This is a genomic window from Mesorhizobium sp. CNPSo 4684, from assembly GCF_057784315.1.
On record NZ_JBWLUX010000036.1, the window covers coordinates 1 to 16,701 of the forward strand.

Here is a 16,701-nt window from a genome sequence, read left to right on the forward strand (position 1 = left end):
GCGGCGCGGCCGCCGAAACTGGCGACGCCCGCCGCCGTGTTGCCGGCGCTGCCGCCGGAGGCCTCGATCGCCGGGCCCATGCGGCTGTAGAGCAGCTCGGCGCGCCTGGTGTCGATGAGGTTCATCGCACCCTTGATGATGCCGTTGGTCTCGAGAAAAGCGTCGTCGCACTGGGCGATGATGTCGACAATGGCATTGCCGATGCAAAGCACGTCATAATCCGGCATCAATGTCTCCGCCTTGGAATCTGCCGGCTTTCTGCCACGCCGGCCGGGCGCGGGTCTAGACCATGATCCCGAAAAGTGGAAGAGCCCCGTCCCGATGTAATCGGGACGGATCAAGCTCTCGATTTGGAAGGGTTTTGCCTAGCCGTCAAATCGAACTGGACCATGCGCACTGCCGTGATTTGCGGCTACAGTTGTGTCGTCATCGAAGCATTTCCTCCCCTCATCGGATTAGAGGGACTTCGATCACAGCAGCTGAAGGCGCTCACAGACATGCAAGCAAAGACCGACATGACCACCGAACTGGCGTTGCTTGGCGTGCTGGCCGCTTTATGGGGCGCGTCCTATACGTTCATCAAGATCGGTGTCGAGACGATCCCGCCGATCACGTTCATAGCGGCCAGAACCTTGATCGCCGGCGGCATCCTGCTCGCGTTGATCCGCTGGCGCGGCCTCGCCATGCCGAAGGACGGTGCGACCTGGTGGCGTTTCATGGTCCAGGCCTGCCTCAACAGCGTCGTGCCGTTCACGCTGATCGCCGCCGCCGAGCGCTCCATTGATGCCGGCCTTGCCACCATCCTCAACGCGACATCGCCGATCTTCACTTTCCTGCTGACCGCACTCATCACCCGCCACGAGCAGGTCACCGCACGCAAGCTGTTCGGCGTCGGCGCCGGCATTGCCGGCATTTGCCTGATCGTCGGCACCCAGGCGCTTGGCGGTCTCGGCCATCAGTTGTGGGCTCAGCTTGCGGTTGTCGCGGCGACCGTCTGCTATGCCGGTGCCGCCATTTTCGGCCGCGGCTTCAGGGGACTCGACCCGATGCTGCCGGCCGCCGGTTCGATGCTGTGCGGCGCGGTCATCCTCGTACCCTTGAGCCTGGTGGTTGACCGCCCGTGGACGCTGTCGCCGTCGACGGCGTCGATCCTGGCCTTGTTGGCCTTGTCGGTTTTTTCGACGGCGCTGGCCTTCTGCATCTTCTTCCGCCTCATCCACACGCTGGGTTCGGTCGGCACCACGTCGCAGGCCTATCTGCGCGTGCCGATCGGCGTCGGCATCGGCGTCCTGTTCCTCGGCGAAAGCCTCGGGCCGACGGCGTTCTGGGGCATGGGCTTCGTCGTCGCCGGCGTTGCGGCGATGACTATCCCCGCCCGTTCGCCGGCGCTGGCGCGCTAGTTTCTGTCGGAATTGCGTCCGCTCCAGCAGGCTTGCGGCTGGCCGGGTCTCCGCCTATGTCGGAGATATCAGTTTGTTCCCGGGGGGTGGAAACGCCGTGATCTCCAACGCTGCCCGCGCCGCCTTCAGCCGCCTGTTCTCTCCCGAATTCCGCGCTGTTTTCCTGAAGACACTTGGACTGACCGTGCTGGCGCTGGTCGCTTTGTGGTTCGCCTTGACCGGGCTTGTCGATTGGCTGGCCCTGCCGTGGGCTCACTCGCTGTTGCCCGGCCTGCCGTCCTGGGCCGGATGGCTGAGCGGCATCATCGCGGCCATCGCGCTTGCCTTCGGGATGGCATTGCTGATCGCGCCGGTGACGGCAATCGTAGCAGGCCTGTTTCTCGACGACATCGCTGAAGTGGTCGAACGCACCGACTTTCCTGGCGACCCGGCCGGCAGGGCCATGCCGGCGCTGCGCTCGCTGGTGCTGTCGGTGAAGTTCCTCGGCGTCGTCATCCTGGGCAACATCGTCGCCCTGCTGCTTCTGCTGGTGCCGGGCATCAACATCGCCGCCTTCTTCATCGTCAACGGCTACCTGCTAGGCCGCGAATTCTTCGAATTCGCCGCCATGCGCTTTCGCCCGGAAGACGAGGCGAGGGTGTTGCGCAGGAAATATGCTGGCACGGTGTTTCTGGCCGGACTGCTCATCGCCGCCTTCCTCGCCGTGCCGCTGCTCAACCTTTTGACGCCGCTCTTCGCCGCCGCCATGATGGTACACCTGCACAAGGCGATCGGCGCGCGGGAGAGCGCCAGGCGATAGGCCTTTCAACGCAGAAGAAAACCGCGCCCCAATTCGTCATCCGGCTCGACCGTGAACTCGGCTCGCCCCGAATAATAGGCGCGGCCGCCGACACGGGCGATGATGGCGTCATGCGGACCGGCCTTGGTCGTGCGCGCCACCGCGCCGGAGAAGCGCGAGCCGGCGATGCTTTCGAAGGTCCGCTCCTGACCAAGATCGATCTCGCCCCTGGCGCACATCGCCGCCAGCCGCGCGGTGACGCCGGAGCCGGTCGGCGAACGGTCGACCTCGGCATCGGCAAAGACGCAGACATTTTTTGTCGCCTCGCCGGAAAACGCATCGCCCCCCTCGGTCAGGATGGTGCCGTAAAGGAAAGCGAGATCGGCATGATCGGGATGCGATAGAGGGAACTCCGCTTTCAGCCGCTCCGTCAGCGCGGTCGCCGCATCGACGAAATCGCGCACCCGGCTGCGGCCGAATTCCAGCCCGAACTGATGACAATCGGCCAGCGCATAGAAGGCGCCGCCATAGGCGATGTCGAAGATAATCTTGCCGTATCCCGCCAAGTCGATTTGTTGGTCGCGGGCAAACAGGAAGGCCGGCACGCTCTCAAACGACACGGCGCCGGCCTTGCCGTCCCTGACGTCCACCGAAGCGACGACCAGGCCGCATGGCGCCTCGATGTTGACGGTCGTGATTGGCTCCTGTTTCGCCACCAGGCCTTGGTCGACAGCATAGCGGCCGAGCGCGATGATGGCGTGGCCGCACATTGTCGAATAGCCCTCATTGTGCATGAACAGCACGGCGAGGTCGGCGCCGGGCAGGTCGGGCTCCACCAGCAGCGCGCCATACATGTCGTAGTGGCCGCGCGGCTCGAAGATCAGCAGCTTGCGCAAATGGTCGAGATGGTCGCGCACATAGGCGCGCTTTTCCAGGATCGTGCCCTTGGGGATATCGGGATAGCCGCTGGTGATGATCCTGAGCGGCTCGCCGCCGGTGTGCATGTCGACGACGGTGAGCGTCATGCGCCAGGCCCCTCTTAGCCTGAGGACTTGGCAAACAGCGCCTGCAGCCTGCTGAACGGCATGGCGGCGCGGGTGAAGCCGAACGTGCCGTCCTGCTGGATCTCGCGCGCCGCTGTTTCCAGCATGCCGAAGGCGAAATTGGTCAGCCACGGCCCAAGCGAGATGCGCTTGACCCCGGCCATGGCGAGGTCGGCAATGGTGAAACCAGGCAGTGCCATGACATTGACCGGCCGGCTCACCGCCGAGCAGACTTTCCGGATCGTTTCGACATCACTGAGGCCAGGCGCATAGAGCACATCGGCGCCGGCCTTCTCGAAGGCCTGCAACCGCTTGATCGTGTCGTCGAGGTCCGGCTTGTCCCACAGGAAATTCTCGGCCCGGGCGGTGAAGACGAAATCGCGCTTGAGTGCGCGTGCGGCTTCAGCGGCTGCCGCGACGCGCTCGACGGCATGCGCAAAATCGTAGATCGGCTTGTCCGGATCGCCCGTATGGTCCTCGATCGAGCAGCCGGCGAGCCCTGCCGCTTCAGCGGCAAAAACCGTCTCGGCGGCACTGGTTGCGCTGTCGCCCTTGCCCTTCTCGAGATCGGCCGAGACAGGCAGGCTGGTTGCCGCCGTCAGCTCGCGGCAATGGTGGATCATCGCCTCGAATGTCACCGCGCCGTCGGGCAGGCCACGCGAAAAGGCAAAGCCAGCGCTGGTCGTCGCCAGCGCCTTGAAGCCGAAGGACGCCAGAAGCTTGGTCGTGCCGACGTCCCAGGGATTGGGCATCACGAAGGTCGAGGCGTGCAGGTCGCGAAAGATCTTGCCCTTGTCCATGGTGCTTCCCTTCAGATGCGGAGATGTCAGCTAGATTCTATCGTGCCGATTTGCGCCGGGCAAACGAATGCGGTTGGCTCAGAAGCGTTTGGCGTTCTCTCCTGCCAATTTGTCCAGCGCGTCGGAATCCTTAATGTAGTGCGACGTCTTCTTGTCCCAGTGATAGGTGACGGAAATCGCGTGAGATTCAGGCTCGGGCGACTGGTCGTCGCAGCTTTCACCGTTCGGCACGGTGGCGTCGGTGACCGTCACCTTGATCGCGGCATAAGGCTGCCCGTCAGCGATCGTTTGGAACGCTACATCTTGCGTGCGTCTGTAGGCACAGAGGTTTTCGTCGAACGTATAGATCATGTCGACCAGTTCGAACTTGTCGTCGCGCACCATGATCAGCGGCGTGATCACATAGCCCTGGCTTGAATTGAAGTGCGTGCTCATGGTGATCAGCACGTCGTCGTCCGCACTGAGCGAAAGCTTGCCGGGCTCGCGGAAATAGGTGCTGCGGTCGACGGCGACATTGACCGCGTCGAGCAGCTTGGGCTTGTCCGCAATGTCGTAGAGCGCCAGCACGGCATAGCCTTCGGCGCTGTCGGAAGAGTCGCCGAGGTCGTACAGCATCGCCAGCCGGTCCTTGCCGCCGGCTTTGACCGCAAGCACGCCGGCGTTGGAGAGGCCTGACGTTTCGGGTGGCGAGCCGCCGCTATCCGGGCCCTCGATGTGGCGCATCTCGATCGGCAATCCGCCCCGGTAAAAGCCGTTACTGTCCGCCGCGAGGTCGGGGATGACCATCCTGGCGAGATCAAGATAGGTCACATCCTTATGGCCGGGGACGGCGCTGCGGAACTCCGGGAAGCTTACGGCCTGCGCGCTCGCTGCCGTCCACAGCCATGGCAGCAACACTAAGGCGAGGATGAAGCGAAGCAGGTTGGTTGGCATGGGCGCCTCAGGGTGTCGGGCGCGCGGACCGTAGCACAGCCTTCCAAAGCGTCCAGCCTGGCAAACTGCCCGCATCAGTGGATCGGCACCAGCCTCGCCAGTGCGCGCATGTCATCGAACAGGACGCCGCCGGCGTCGGCCAGGCCATCGCGGTCGGAATAGGGATCGCCATGATAGGAATAGACGCGCATGCCGGCGGCAACGCCGGCCTGTGTCCCGGCGACGCTGTCCTCGATGACGATGCAGTCGGCCGGCGCAAAACCCATGGTCTTGGCCGCATGCAGGAACAGGTCCGGGAACGGCTTGCCGCGGCTGACCATGGTTGCGGAGAACATTGCATGCTCAAACAGTGGCAGCAGCCCGGTCTGGCCGAGCGTGATGTGCATCTTCGAGATGCGTGCCGACGTGGCGACGCAGTAGGCGATGCCGGCCGTGCGCACCACTTCGATGAAGTCGCTGATATAAGGGATCGCCTCGACGCCGTGCGAGAACAGATCGGGCAGACCGGCGTTCCAGCGGTCGACGAAATCGGCGCCGAGCCGGGCTTCGGTCGAAGCTTCGATCTCTTTCTGCACCGAGATCATGCTGCGGCCGGAGAAATGCTTGCGGCAATATTCGAATGTGGTGGGATAACCGGCGGCAGTCAGCCACTCGGCAAGCCGTCGGTTGGCAAGGTTCTCGGTGTCGACGAGAATCCCGTCGCAGTCGAAGATGACCAGTTTTGGTATGCTCATTCAGGCGGTGCCGGTCGATCCGAATCCGCCCGCGCCGCGCGCTGTGCCGCCGGCCAGGCTGCGCTCCTCGACCGTCGCCTGTGTCACCGTGGCAAAGACGATCTGGGCAATGCGCATGCCGCGCGTCACCGCGAAATCCTCGTCGCCAAGGTTGACCAGCAGTACCTTGACCTCGCCGCGATAATCGCTGTCGACCGTGCCCGGTGAATTGAGGACGGTCAGCCCGTGCTTGAAGGCAAGGCCGGAACGCGGCCGCACCTGGCCTTCCATCCCCTCGGGTATCTCAAGGATCAGCCCGGTTGGCACCAAGGCGCGCTTGCCCGGCAGGATCAGCAGCGGCCGGTCATCCGGGACCGCGGCGCGCAAATCCATGCCGGCGGCACCGGTGCTTTCGTAGGCGGGGAGGGGAAGTCCTTCACCATGCGGCAACCGAACGAAGCCGACAGTGGGACCAATGACGGAGGAGGTGTGGAGGGCTGCGCGCATAAAATCAATCCTATCGGCGCGAACCGCGATTCGGTCAACTCGCCCGCCACGCTATCAACGGCTTTCTTTGCGGCGTCACGATGACCTAGCGCAGTTCCACGGGCACGACCGTCGTCTCCTTGATCTCTTCCATCACGAAGGAGGCGGAGACGTCTGAAAGCGCCACCTTGGCGATCAGCCGCTGGTAGAGCCGGTCATAGGCCTTCACATCGGCGACGCGGGCGCGCAGCACATAGTCGAGATCGCCGGACATACGGTAGACCCCGGTGATTTCGGGAAAGCCGGTCACCGCCGCCCGGAATTTCTGCAGCCAGTCCGGATCGTGGTTGGAGGTGCGGATCAGGATGAACACCGAAAGCCCGAGCCCGAGCTTGTCGGCGTCGACCAACGCCACCCGGCCGGTGATGACGCCGTCCTCTTCCATCCGCTTGACCCGCCGCCAGCAGGCGTTGCGCGACAGAGATACTTTTTCCGAGAGCTGGTCGACCGACAGCGTGCCGTCGCGTTGCAGCTCGGCCAGCAATCTTCGGTCTATTTCATCGAATTCAAGCGCCATGTTGGGATGAATGTCCCGAACTACAGCGTTAGGCAAGGACAAATTGAGACCGATGAACCTTTTGCCCGTGGCATGATACCCAGCATCGGGGCTTATCCCGGCTGGAGGGATCACCATGACGACGCTGTTTTCGAAGCTTTTCACCTCGCACCCGGCCAAGGTCGGCGAAACCTATTTCAGCCACATGGCTTTTGCCGCCTGGTTCTCCTCGCGCCTCCTGATGGCTGCCGGAGCCGCGCTTGTTCACGCTTTCTTGCCATTTCTCTTCGAGACTACGGCAAGCCGAATCGTTCGCGAACTCTATGAGCGGACGCACAACAGAGGCTCACACGCGGTCAAGGAGCCCCAGGCTCTCTTGGATCGCGCCTAGAGCCGGATGATTTCAGGTCGAGTCGACCTGAAATCTGAATCCGTCTCTAAATCAGAGAGATAAAGCATGATGTCGTCCGAAAACCGCTTCACACTTTTCGGCATCATGCTTTAGGAACGGTCAAAAGCGATGTGCCGATGGGCGGCCTATCTTGGTGAAGCAGTCTTCCTCGAAGACATCGTCACCGCGCCCTGTCACTCGCTGATTGCCCAGAGCCATTGCGCGCAGGAAGCCAAGTCGCCGACCAATGGCGACGGCTTCGGTCTTGCCTGGTATGGCGAGCGGCCCGAGCCCGGCCTTTACCGCGACATCCTGCCGGCCTGGTCTGACCCCAATCTGAAAAGCCTGTGCCGGCAGATCAAATCCGGCCTGTTCCTCGCCCATGTCAGGGCATCGACCGGCGGCGCCACCAGCCGCATGAACTGCCATCCATTCATCTCCGGCAACTGGTCGTTCATGCACAACGGCCAGATCGGCGGCTTCGATAAAATCCGCCGCGCGCTGGAAAATTCGCTTTCCGATGCCGTCTTCGACCAGCGCGAAGGCACCACCGATTCCGAACTGTTTTTCCTGCTGATGATCGATGAGGATCTCACCAGTGACCCGCAAGGTGCCGTGTCGCGCGCCACCGCCCGCGTCATCGAGGCTTCACGCCGCGCGGGTCTGGTGCTGGCCTTGAAGCTCACAGCCGCCTTTTCCGATGGGCATGCGCTTTATGCCGTGCGCTACGCCAGCGACGCCCACGCACCGACGCTCTACACTTCGGTTCGCAATGGCGGCCGCTGCATCGTGTCGGAGCCCTTCGATCGCGAAGGCGGCGACTGGCAAGCCATTCCGCCGGCGAGTTTCGTCACCATTACAGGTGATGGCATGGCGATTCGGCCGTTTGTTCCGGCGTCGGCAAGGTTAGCGCTGGTCGTCTAAGCCAATCTAGGCCGCATTCCTTCGCGCCCCCCTCGACCGAACCGGCTAGCGCAATTCCGATCAAGCGCTACCTATCCTCGAATGCTGAACTTGGCTTCAAGCCGTCATAGCGGGACAGCAGCCGGAGCATTCGTCATGGACCTCGTCTTCTCCTCGACCACCGACTTTGCCGCCGCAATCGCTGCGCGAAAAATATCCGCCGTCGAAGCGCTTGACGCGCATTTGGCGCAGATCGACCGGCACAACGAAGCTGTCAACGCCGTCATAAATCTCGACCGTGAAGGGGCTCGTGAGCGCGCAAAAGAGGCCGACGCGGCATTGGCGCGCGGCGACGCGCTCGGTCCGTTGCATGGTGTGCCCTTCACCTTGAAGGACATGCACGAAACGGCAGGCATGAAGACCACCGTCGGCTTCCCGCCTTTCGCCGACTATGTGGCAAAAGCAGACAGCCCGGTCGTTGCCCGATTGAAGGCTGTCGGCGGCATTCTCACGGCCAAGACCAATGTCGCGACCATGCTGGGCGACTGGCAGTCGGACAATCCGCTGTTCGGCCGCACCAACAATCCGTGGAACCTCGACCGCACCGCCGGTGGCTCGAGCGGTGGCGCCGCGGCAGCGGTGGCGACGGGGATGACGCCGTTCGATGTCGGCACCGACATGCAGGATTCGATCCGCCTGCCTGCCGCCTTCTGCGGCGTCTATGGCCTGAAGCCGACCGAGCACCGTGTGTCGCTGGCCGGCGCGTTCCCCGACCCTGGCGGCACAGCACGCAGCGTGCGGCTGATCTCCTGCCTCGGCCCGCTGGCACGCTCCGTGGACGATCTGGCGCTGATCTACAAGATTATCGCCGGCCCCGATGGAGCCGACACCGACCTCGCGCCGGTGCCGGTCGAGGCCATGCTGGAGGTCAATCTCAAGTCGCTCCGCATCGCCGTCGCGCCATCCTTTGCCGGCTTTCCGGTGGCCAGCGAGATCAGCGTCGCCATCGACACTCTGGCAAAGCAGCTTCAGGCGGCAGGTGCGATCATCGAGCAGCCAAAATTGCCGAAGCTCGATCTGCTCGACGATCTGGAGCAGGGCGGTGCGCTGATCGGCATGATGCTGGAGGCCGCGCAGCCAGAACCGCCTGAACAGCCGACGCCGGTCTCCAGCTGGTTCGAGGCACTCGCCCGCCGCGACCGCTCCATCCTCGCTTGGGACAGGCTCTTCGAGACCTGCGATGCCTTGCTGTGCCCGGTCGCTATGATCACGGCCTTTCCGCATTGCGAACCCGGCACATCGATCAAGGTCGACGGCAAGGAGCAAAGCTACTGGATGCTGCCGGCCTATGGCGCGGTCTTCAATTACTCAGGCCATCCGGCCCTTTCGCTGCCTTGCGGGCAGGACCGTGACGGCCTGCCCATTGGCCTGCAGCTGGTTGGCGCGCGCTGGTCGGAAGCGCGGCTGCTCGGTATCGCCAGAGCAATCGAACCGCTCACCGGTGGCTTTCGCCGGCCGCCGGGCTATTGAGCGAAACGCTCCAGCCCGTAGGGCGCCAGCAGCGGGTCGCGCTCGCCATCGAGGATTTCGCGTGTGGCGAAAAGTCCAACCGCCGGCGCCAGCGTGATGCCCGAATGCATGACCGCGACGTAAAGGCCATCCATGCCCTCGGCGCGGCTGACGATCGGAAAGCCATCGGTCGGCGTCGGCCGGTAACCGACCGTGTGGAAATCAAGCTCCAGCCCGTCGGCGCCGTGCAAGGCTTCCTTCGCCGCCGCAAACAGTTCGCGCGCCGTGCCGTCAGGGTTGTCGCCAGGATCACCGCCCGCGAAATCCGAGCCGGCGATGATGCGACCCTCGGCGGTCTGGCGCATATGCAGCTTTTCGGCATGCACCAGCCCGTTGAGCAGCTTTTTGTATGGCCGCGAGTGCACAATCAGGCCAGGCGGCGTCTCGATCGGCAGTTTGATGCCGGCGGTGGCAGCAATGGCCGGGGCGCCGGTGCCAGCCGCGATCACCACCTCGTCGGCGGCAATCCGCCGGCCGGAAATCTCCACGCCGGAGACCTTGCCATTGGAATGCACCAAGGCCGTGACAGCTCCGGTGATGATTTTCGCCCCCTGCCGCTCCGCGTCCGCCAACAGCGCCTTGGTCGTCGCAACCGGCTCAGCCACGCCTTCCTCCGCGACGTAAACAGCAAATTCAGGCGGCTCGACCAGGTTGGGCTCGATTTGCGCCGCCCGCTTAGCGTCAACGCGTTCGATGCCGTAGCCCCATGAAGCGTGTTCGGCCGCATACGCTTCGAGCCGATCGCCCGGCAAGTCCCAACACAGTCCGCCGCACCAGGCGAGCGGCAGGCCGGGCAACTCGTTTGCCAGCCGTTTCCACTCGACCATGGCGCGGCTGCGCAGCCTGAAATACACTTCGGGGTTGCCCCAGCTGGCGTTGATCCAGGCAAAGGAATTGGGTGTGGCGACCCCGCCTGCGCCGCTCTCGGAAACGATGGTTACTCGTGCGCCGGCCTTTGTCAGATGCCAGGCGATCGAAGCGCCGATAATGCCCGCGCCGATGACGATGATTTGCTTCGCCACGCTATTCTCCATCCTGTTGCCGAGTTCTGCCACCTGCCATTTTGTGGTGGCTTTTGCCAATGCAAACTTGCGTGCTTGACATAAATACGTACGTACGTATTATTTCGCCATGGCTAGACAATCACTCCGCGAAAAACTCCTCGATGCAGGCTTCCAGACCCTCTGGAATTCCGGCTATGCCGCAGCCGGCGTGCGTGACATCGTTGCCGCGGCCGATGCTCGGCCGGGCTCCTTCACCAACCATTTTGCCTCCAAGGAGGAGTTCGCCGGCGAGGTGCTGGAACGGTATTTCGCCTATGTCAGCGGGCTGGTCGAAGCCGCCTTGGCGCGGGATGGCACGCCTCCCACAGGCAGGTTGCGACGCTACCTCGATGTCATCACTTCGAAGCTTGAGGCACATGACTGGGCGCGCGGCTGCATGATCGGCAATCTCAGCCTGGAGACGGCTGTTCACAGCGAGCCGCTCAGGCTGCGGCTGGTCGCTATTTTCGAACGCTGGCGCCAGCCCTTCACGGCCTGCATCGCCGAGGGTCAGGCAACCGGCGACATCACCAGCGCATTCGATCCTGAGGACCTCGCCGATTTCCTGCTGTCGTCCTGGCAGGGCGCCATGCTGCGCATGAAGGTCGAGCGCAGTCCGGAGCCGCTCGAGCGGTTCAAGAAAATCATCTTCAGCACAGTATTTGCAAAGGAGACGACCCCATGAGTCCGAAAACCGACCTGCCTCAAGCTGGCGTCGCCGCAGCGCGACGTTCGCAGATCGCGGTACTCGATTCGACCATGTCCTATGTCGAGGCTGGCGCATCCGTTCCTACCGTTCTGTTCCTGCACGGCAACCCGACCTCGTCCCACATCTGGCGTAACATCATCCCGCATGTCGCGCCTTTTGGCCGTTGCGTCGCGCCCGACCTGATCGGCTACGGTCAGTCCGGCAAGCCCGATATCGACTATCGCTTCTTCGATCACGTCCGCTATCTCGACGCCTTCCTTGAGGCGCTAGACATCAGGGATGTGGTGGTTGTCGCGCAGGACTGGGGCACGGCACTGGCCTTCCATCTCGCGGCACGGCGGCCGCAGCGCATTCTGGGGCTCGCCTTCATGGAGTTTATTCGGCCTTTCGAGCGCTGGGAGGATTTTCACCAGCGCCCGCAGGCCCGCGAGCTGTTCAAGGCGCTGCGCACGCCCGGTGTCGGCGAAAAACTGGTCCTGGACGACAATGTCTTCGTCGAAAAGGTGCTGCCGGCCTCGGTGTTGCGCACAATGAGCGACGAGGAGATGGCTGCCTACCGGGCGCCGTTCCCGACGCCGCAATCGCGCAAACCCGTGCTGCGTTTACCCAAGGAATTGCCGATCGAGGGCCAGCCCGCCGACGTTGCCGCCATCAGCGAGCACGACCATCGCGCGTTGCGGCTGTCCACTTACCCGAAACTCCTGTTTGCTGGCGATCCCGGCGCGCTGATCGCGCCGCAGGCTGCATGCGAATTCGCGGCCGGTTTGAAGAACTGCCGGTTCATCAATCTTGGACCCGGTGCCCACTATCTGCAGGAAGACCATGCCGACGCGATAGGCGCCGCCATTGCCGGCTGGCTTCCCGAGGTCGTTCGGGCGAGCCGCATGAGCGAGTTGGCCTGAAGTAATGCGGCGGCTCCTGAGCCGCCGCACCGGTCGACAGCCCGACACTGCGCTGCTAGAAGCCCGGCCTGTCACACGGAAATCCCAGAGAATGCCTGAAGCAATACAAGAGGAAGTGGCGCGCCGCCGCACTTTCGCGATCATCGCCCACCCCGACGCCGGCAAGACGACGCTCACCGAAAAGCTGCTGCTGTTCGGCGGCGCCATTCAGCTTGCCGGCGAGGTCAAGGCCAAGAAGGATCGCATTCAGACCCGGTCCGACTGGATGAAGATCGAGCGCGAGCGCGGCATTTCGGTCGTCACCTCGGTGATGACCTTCGAGTATGAGGACAATGTCTTCAACCTGCTCGACACGCCCGGCCACGAGGATTTCGCCGACGATACCTACCGCACGCTGTCGGCGGTGGACTCGGCGGTCATGGTCATCGACGCCGCCAAGGGCATCGAGCCGCGCACGCTGAAACTGTTCGAGGTCTGCCGGCTGCGTGACATCCCGATTATCACCTTCATCAACAAGATGGACCGCGAAAGCCGCGACCCGTTTGAGATTCTGGACGAGATCGAGCAGAAGCTGGCGCTGGACACGGCCCCCATTACCTGGCCGATCGGCCGCGGCAAGACGTTTGCCGGCACCTATCACCTGGCGCTGAACGCCGTGCGCAAGGGCGATGCGGAGAAAGAGCGCACGCCCGTCAACGGTCCCGATTCCAACCGCGTCGCCGGCCTTTTGCCGGAAAACGAGCGCGAAGCCTTCATCGAGGAACTGGAACTGGCGCGGGAGGCTTGCCGACCTCTCGATATTGACGCGTTCCGCGAAGGCCATCTGACGCCGGTCTATTTCGGCTCGGCGCTGCGCAATTATGGTGTGCGCGACCTCATCGAGGCGCTCGGCGCCTTCGGGCCGCCGCCGCGCGCGCAGGAGGCCGACACCCGCAAGGTCGAGGCGACCGAGGAGAAGATGACCTCCTTCGTCTTCAAGATCCAGGCCAACATGGACCCCAATCACCGCGACCGCATCGCTTTCGTGCGTGTCTGCTCCGGCAAGCTCGAGCGCGGCATGAAGGCCAAGCTGGTGCGCACCGGCAAGCCGATGAGCCTGTCGGCGCCGCAGTTCTTCTTTGCCCGCACCCGCGTCACCGCCGACGAGGCCTTTGCCGGCGATGTCGTCGGCATCCCCAACCACGGCACGCTGCGCATCGGCGACACGCTGACCGAGGGCGAGGAAATCCTGTTCCGTGGCGTGCCGAATTTCGCCCCGGAAATCCTGCGCCGCGTCCGCCTGGGCGACGCGATGAAGGCCAAGAAGCTCAAGGAAGCGCTGCATCAGATGGCCGAGGAAGGCGTCGTGCAGCTGTTTTCGCCTGAGGATGGGTCACCGGCTATCGTGGGTGTGGTCGGCGCCCTGCAGCTCGACGTTTTGAAGGAACGGCTGAATTTCGAATACACCCTGCCGGTCGAATTTGAGATGTCGCGCTTTTCCGTCTGCCGCTGGATATCGGCTGACGACAAGGCCGAGACGCTTCGTTTCATCGAGGCCCATCGCGGCGACATCGCCCGCGACCTCGACAACGACCCGGTGTTCCTGGCCCAGCACGCCTTCTCGCTGAACTACGAAGCCGAGCGCTGGAAGGCGATCCGCTTCGCGACGATCAAGGACTATCAGGTCCGCGACAAGGCGGCTTGAGCTCTTCCTTCTCCCCCTGTGGGAGAAGGTGTCGCCGAAGGCGACGGATGAGGGGTGTTCCAGCGGAGTGAGACGTCGGCGTTTCCTGGAGCACCCCTCATCCGTCTCGGCGCTGCGCGCCGATCCACCTTCCCCCACAAGGGGGGAAGGAAGAGGCGACCTCAACTCACCCCTTGGCCGCCGCTTCGATCTTCGCAATGTCGATCTTGCCCATCTGCATCATCGCCGACATCACCCGCCCGGCCTTGGCCCGGTCCGGATCCAGAAGCAGGCGCGGCAGTTGCTCCGGCACGACCTGCCAGGAGACGCCGAACTTGTCTTTCAGCCAGCTGCAGACGCCGGGTTCGCCGCCCTCGGTGAGCTTCTCCCAGAAATAGTCGACCTCTTCCTGGGTCTTGCAGTCGATCGACTGTGACATCGCCTCGTTGAACTTGAATTGCGGTCCGCCATTGAGCGCCTGGAACGGCACGCCGTCGAGCTCGAAGGTGGTCAACAGCACTTTGCCCGCATCGGCGTGGCCTTCGGGCCAACGCAGAACGCTCAGCACCTTCGAATTCTTGAAGATGGAGACGTAGAAATTCATCGCCTCTTCGGCCTGGCCGTCGAACCACAGGCAGGTGGTGATCTTTTGCATGTCGAGCTCCTCGGGATGTTTTGGTTGCGGTTACGGATGAAACGGCTGACTCTAGAAATGGTGCCATTCCCCTGCCGTTGACCAAAGGACGCGCGCCCAGCAGGCGATCCGACACTGGCCGCAATTTTTTTCGCAAACTCCGATTTTTACGAGAATCTGGCGCATTGCAAAAATGTGGCCAGACCATACTTGGCGGTCTATAAACCCTGCGATCCAAATTCAGCGCTGCCACGCTCCGCACTGGGCGCAGCCAGCCAGCTAAGGAAAGTTCATGCCCGCCTATCGTTCCCGCACCACCACCCATGGCCGCAACATGGCCGGCGCCCGCGGCCTGTGGCGCGCTACAGGCATGAAGGATTCGGATTTCGGCAAGCCGATCATTGCGGTGGTCAACTCCTTCACCCAGTTCGTGCCCGGCCATGTCCATCTGAAGGATCTCGGCCAGCTGGTGGCGCGCGAGATCGAGAAGGCCGGCGGCGTCGCCAAGGAATTTAACACCATCGCGGTCGATGACGGCATCGCCATGGGCCATGACGGCATGCTCTATTCGCTGCCGTCACGCGAGCTGATCGCCGATTCCGTCGAATACATGGTCAATGCGCACTGCGCCGACGCCATGGTCTGCATCTCCAATTGCGACAAGATCACGCCTGGCATGCTGATGGCCTCGCTGCGCCTCAATATCCCGACCGTCTTTGTGTCAGGCGGGCCGATGGAAGCCGGCAAGGTGGTGCTGGCCGGCAAGACCCTGGCGCTCGACCTCGTCGACGCCATGGTTGCGGCCGCCGACGACAAGATCTCCGACGAGGACGTCAAGGTCATCGAACGCTCCGCCTGCCCGACCTGCGGCTCATGCTCCGGCATGTTCACCGCCAATTCGATGAATTGTTTGACCGAGGCGCTCGGCCTGTCGCTGCCGGGCAACGGCTCGACGCTGGCGACCCACGCCGACCGCAAGCGCCTGTTCGTCGAGGCGGGCCATCTCATCGTCGATCTCGCCCAGCGCTATTATGAGCAGGATGACGAGACGGCATTGCCGCGCAGCATCGCCTCCAAGGGCGCCTTCGAAAACGCCATGACGCTCGACATCGCCATGGGCGGCTCGACCAACACCGTGCTGCACATCCTGGCCGCCGCGCATGAGGGCGAGGTCGACTTCACCATGGAGGACATCGACCGGCTGTCGCGCCGCGTTCCGGTACTCTGCAAGGTGGCGCCGGCCAAATCCGACGTGCATATGGAAGACGTCCACCGCGCCGGCGGCATCATGGCCATCCTCGGCCAACTCGACAATGCCGGGCTGCTCAACCGCGACCTGCCGACCGTGCATACGGCGAGCCTTGGCGAAGCGCTCGACCATTGGGATATTTCCCGCACGACAAGCCAGAATGTTCGCGACTTCTTCCTCGCCGCACCCGGTGGCGTGCCGACGCAGGTCGCCTTCAGCCAGGATCGCCGCTGGGACGAGCTCGATCTCGACCGCGAGAAAGGCGTCATCCGCTCGGCCGAGACGCCGTTCTCGAAAGACGGCGGCCTTGCGGTGCTGAAGGGCAATCTGGCGCTCGATGGCTGCATCGTGAAGACGGCCGGCGTCGACGAGTCGATCCTGAAATTCACCGGCCCGGCGCGGGTGTTCGAAAGCCAGGACGCTTCGGTCAAGGCGATCCTGTCCAACGAAATCAAGGCCGGCGACGTCGTCGTCATCCGCTATGAGGGACCGCGTGGCGGCCCCGGCATGCAGGAAATGCTCTATCCCACGAGCTATCTGAAGTCGAAGGGCCTCGGCAAAGCCTGCGCGCTGGTCACCGACGGCCGCTTCTCCGGCGGCACGTCAGGCCTGTCGATCGGCCATGCCTCGCCGGAAGCTGCGGAGGGCGGCACGATCGGGCTGGTTCAGGAAGGCGATACGATCGAGATCGACATTCCCAACCGCACTATCCATCTGGCGGTCAGCGAGGCAGAACTGGCCGCGCGGCGCACTGCCATGGAGGCCAAGGGCGCCCTGGCCTGGAAGCCCGAGGAAAAGCGCAAGCGCAAGGTGACGACCGCACTGCGCGCCTACGCCGCCTTCGCCACCAGCGCCGACAAGGGCGCGGTGCGGCACGTTCCGGAGTGAGGTTAGCGCCAGCCCCCTCATCCGGCCGCTTTGCGGCCACC

At 63.5% G+C, this 16,701-nt stretch carries 17 protein-coding genes and 1 pseudogene; 9 read left to right on the forward strand and 9 right to left on the reverse strand.

Translation table 11 applies throughout. The features are described from left to right. Positions 1-227, reverse strand: a pseudogene (locus AC04SG_RS27010) (adenosine kinase); the annotation flags it as partial. Positions 228-497: 270 nt separating this feature from the next. Here AC04SG_RS27010 and AC04SG_RS27015 point away from each other — a divergent pair. Both AC04SG_RS27015 and AC04SG_RS27020 read left to right on the forward strand, forming a co-directional pair. Beyond that, the gene (locus AC04SG_RS27015) at positions 498-1,400 is read left to right on the forward strand and encodes a DMT family transporter (RefSeq protein ID WP_488553537.1); all 903 of its coding nucleotides are present in this window, start codon (positions 498-500) and stop codon (positions 1,398-1,400) included. A 97-nt stretch (positions 1,401-1,497) separates the two neighbouring features. Beyond that, entirely contained in the window at positions 1,498-2,199 is a 702-nt protein-coding gene (locus tag AC04SG_RS27020; protein ID WP_488553538.1) for a sulfate transporter family protein, read from the forward strand. A 5-nt stretch (positions 2,200-2,204) separates the two neighbouring features. On the opposite strand, the gene AC04SG_RS27025 is transcribed toward AC04SG_RS27020, so the two are convergent. The 6 genes from AC04SG_RS27025 to AC04SG_RS27050 all read right to left on the reverse strand — a co-directional run bounded on the left by AC04SG_RS27025 (position 2,205) and on the right by AC04SG_RS27050 (position 6,730). After that, a complete protein-coding gene (locus AC04SG_RS27025; protein WP_488553539.1) occupies positions 2,205-3,203 on the reverse strand; it encodes a proline racemase family protein in 999 nt (332 codons plus the stop codon). Positions 3,204-3,217: 14 nt separating this feature from the next. Beyond that, the gene (locus AC04SG_RS27030) at positions 3,218-4,021 is read right to left on the reverse strand and encodes an isocitrate lyase/PEP mutase family protein (RefSeq protein WP_488553540.1); all 804 of its coding nucleotides are present in this window, start codon (positions 4,019-4,021) and stop codon (positions 3,218-3,220) included. Between the two features lie 78 nt (positions 4,022-4,099). Further along, positions 4,100-4,954 carry a hypothetical protein gene (locus AC04SG_RS27035; protein ID WP_488553541.1) on the reverse strand — a complete coding sequence of 285 codons (855 nt, stop codon included), beginning with the start codon at positions 4,952-4,954 and terminating at the stop codon, positions 4,100-4,102. A 74-nt stretch (positions 4,955-5,028) separates the two neighbouring features. After that, entirely contained in the window at positions 5,029-5,688 is a 660-nt protein-coding gene (locus AC04SG_RS27040; protein ID WP_488553542.1) for an HAD family hydrolase, read from the reverse strand. Next, positions 5,689-6,174, reverse strand: coding sequence for a dUTP diphosphatase (dut, locus tag AC04SG_RS27045; RefSeq protein ID WP_112560621.1), 486 nt, complete (start codon positions 6,172-6,174; stop codon positions 5,689-5,691). It abuts the gene before it with no gap. Positions 6,175-6,259: 85 nt separating this feature from the next. Then, positions 6,260-6,730: an Lrp/AsnC family transcriptional regulator gene (locus tag AC04SG_RS27050; RefSeq protein WP_192249688.1), complete on the reverse strand. Its 471-nt coding sequence runs from the start codon at positions 6,728-6,730 to the stop codon at positions 6,260-6,262. A gap of 115 nt (positions 6,731-6,845) precedes the next feature. Between AC04SG_RS27050 and AC04SG_RS27055 the strand changes: the two genes are divergently transcribed. From AC04SG_RS27055 to AC04SG_RS27065, 3 genes are all read left to right on the forward strand, one after another. After that, positions 6,846-7,100: a DUF6356 family protein gene (locus AC04SG_RS27055; protein WP_112560713.1), complete on the forward strand. Its 255-nt coding sequence runs from the start codon at positions 6,846-6,848 to the stop codon at positions 7,098-7,100. A 129-nt stretch (positions 7,101-7,229) separates the two neighbouring features. Further along, the gene (locus AC04SG_RS27060; protein WP_488553543.1) at positions 7,230-8,024 is read left to right on the forward strand and encodes a class II glutamine amidotransferase; all 795 of its coding nucleotides are present in this window, start codon (positions 7,230-7,232) and stop codon (positions 8,022-8,024) included. Positions 8,025-8,159: 135 nt separating this feature from the next. Then, positions 8,160-9,533 (forward strand): amidase, encoded by a 1,374-nt coding sequence (locus AC04SG_RS27065; RefSeq protein ID WP_488553544.1) that lies wholly within the window; start codon positions 8,160-8,162, stop codon positions 9,531-9,533. On the opposite strand, the gene AC04SG_RS27070 is transcribed toward AC04SG_RS27065, so the two are convergent. Then, the gene (locus tag AC04SG_RS27070) at positions 9,527-10,606 is read right to left on the reverse strand and encodes an NAD(P)/FAD-dependent oxidoreductase (RefSeq protein ID WP_488553577.1); all 1,080 of its coding nucleotides are present in this window, start codon (positions 10,604-10,606) and stop codon (positions 9,527-9,529) included. The genes AC04SG_RS27065 and AC04SG_RS27070 overlap by 7 nt on opposite strands. Before the next feature lie 97 nt (positions 10,607-10,703). Here AC04SG_RS27070 and AC04SG_RS27075 point away from each other — a divergent pair, with 97 nt between their 5' ends. From AC04SG_RS27075 to AC04SG_RS27085, 3 genes are all read left to right on the forward strand, one after another. Further along, complete coding sequence (locus tag AC04SG_RS27075; RefSeq protein WP_488553545.1) at positions 10,704-11,300, forward strand: TetR/AcrR family transcriptional regulator; 597 nt, start codon at positions 10,704-10,706, stop codon at positions 11,298-11,300. Next, positions 11,297-12,226: a haloalkane dehalogenase gene (locus AC04SG_RS27080; protein ID WP_488553546.1), complete on the forward strand. Its 930-nt coding sequence runs from the start codon at positions 11,297-11,299 to the stop codon at positions 12,224-12,226. Before AC04SG_RS27075 ends, AC04SG_RS27080 begins: the two co-directional genes overlap by 4 nt. Before the next feature lie 91 nt (positions 12,227-12,317). Continuing rightward, positions 12,318-13,910 carry a peptide chain release factor 3 gene (locus tag AC04SG_RS27085; protein WP_352582142.1) on the forward strand — a complete coding sequence of 531 codons (1,593 nt, stop codon included), beginning with the start codon at positions 12,318-12,320 and terminating at the stop codon, positions 13,908-13,910. A gap of 166 nt (positions 13,911-14,076) precedes the next feature. Here the strand turns inward: AC04SG_RS27085 and AC04SG_RS27090 are convergent, their stop codons facing one another. Further along, on the reverse strand, positions 14,077-14,544 hold the full coding sequence (locus AC04SG_RS27090) for a VOC family protein (RefSeq protein WP_192249707.1): 468 nt from the start codon (positions 14,542-14,544) through the stop codon (positions 14,077-14,079). A 271-nt stretch (positions 14,545-14,815) separates the two neighbouring features. On the opposite strand from AC04SG_RS27090, the gene ilvD reads away from it, so the two are divergent. Beyond that, positions 14,816-16,660, forward strand: a complete 1,845-nt coding sequence (ilvD, locus tag AC04SG_RS27095; RefSeq protein WP_488553547.1) for a dihydroxy-acid dehydratase — start codon at positions 14,816-14,818, stop codon at positions 16,658-16,660. The last annotated feature ends 41 nt before the right edge of the window (positions 16,661-16,701 follow it).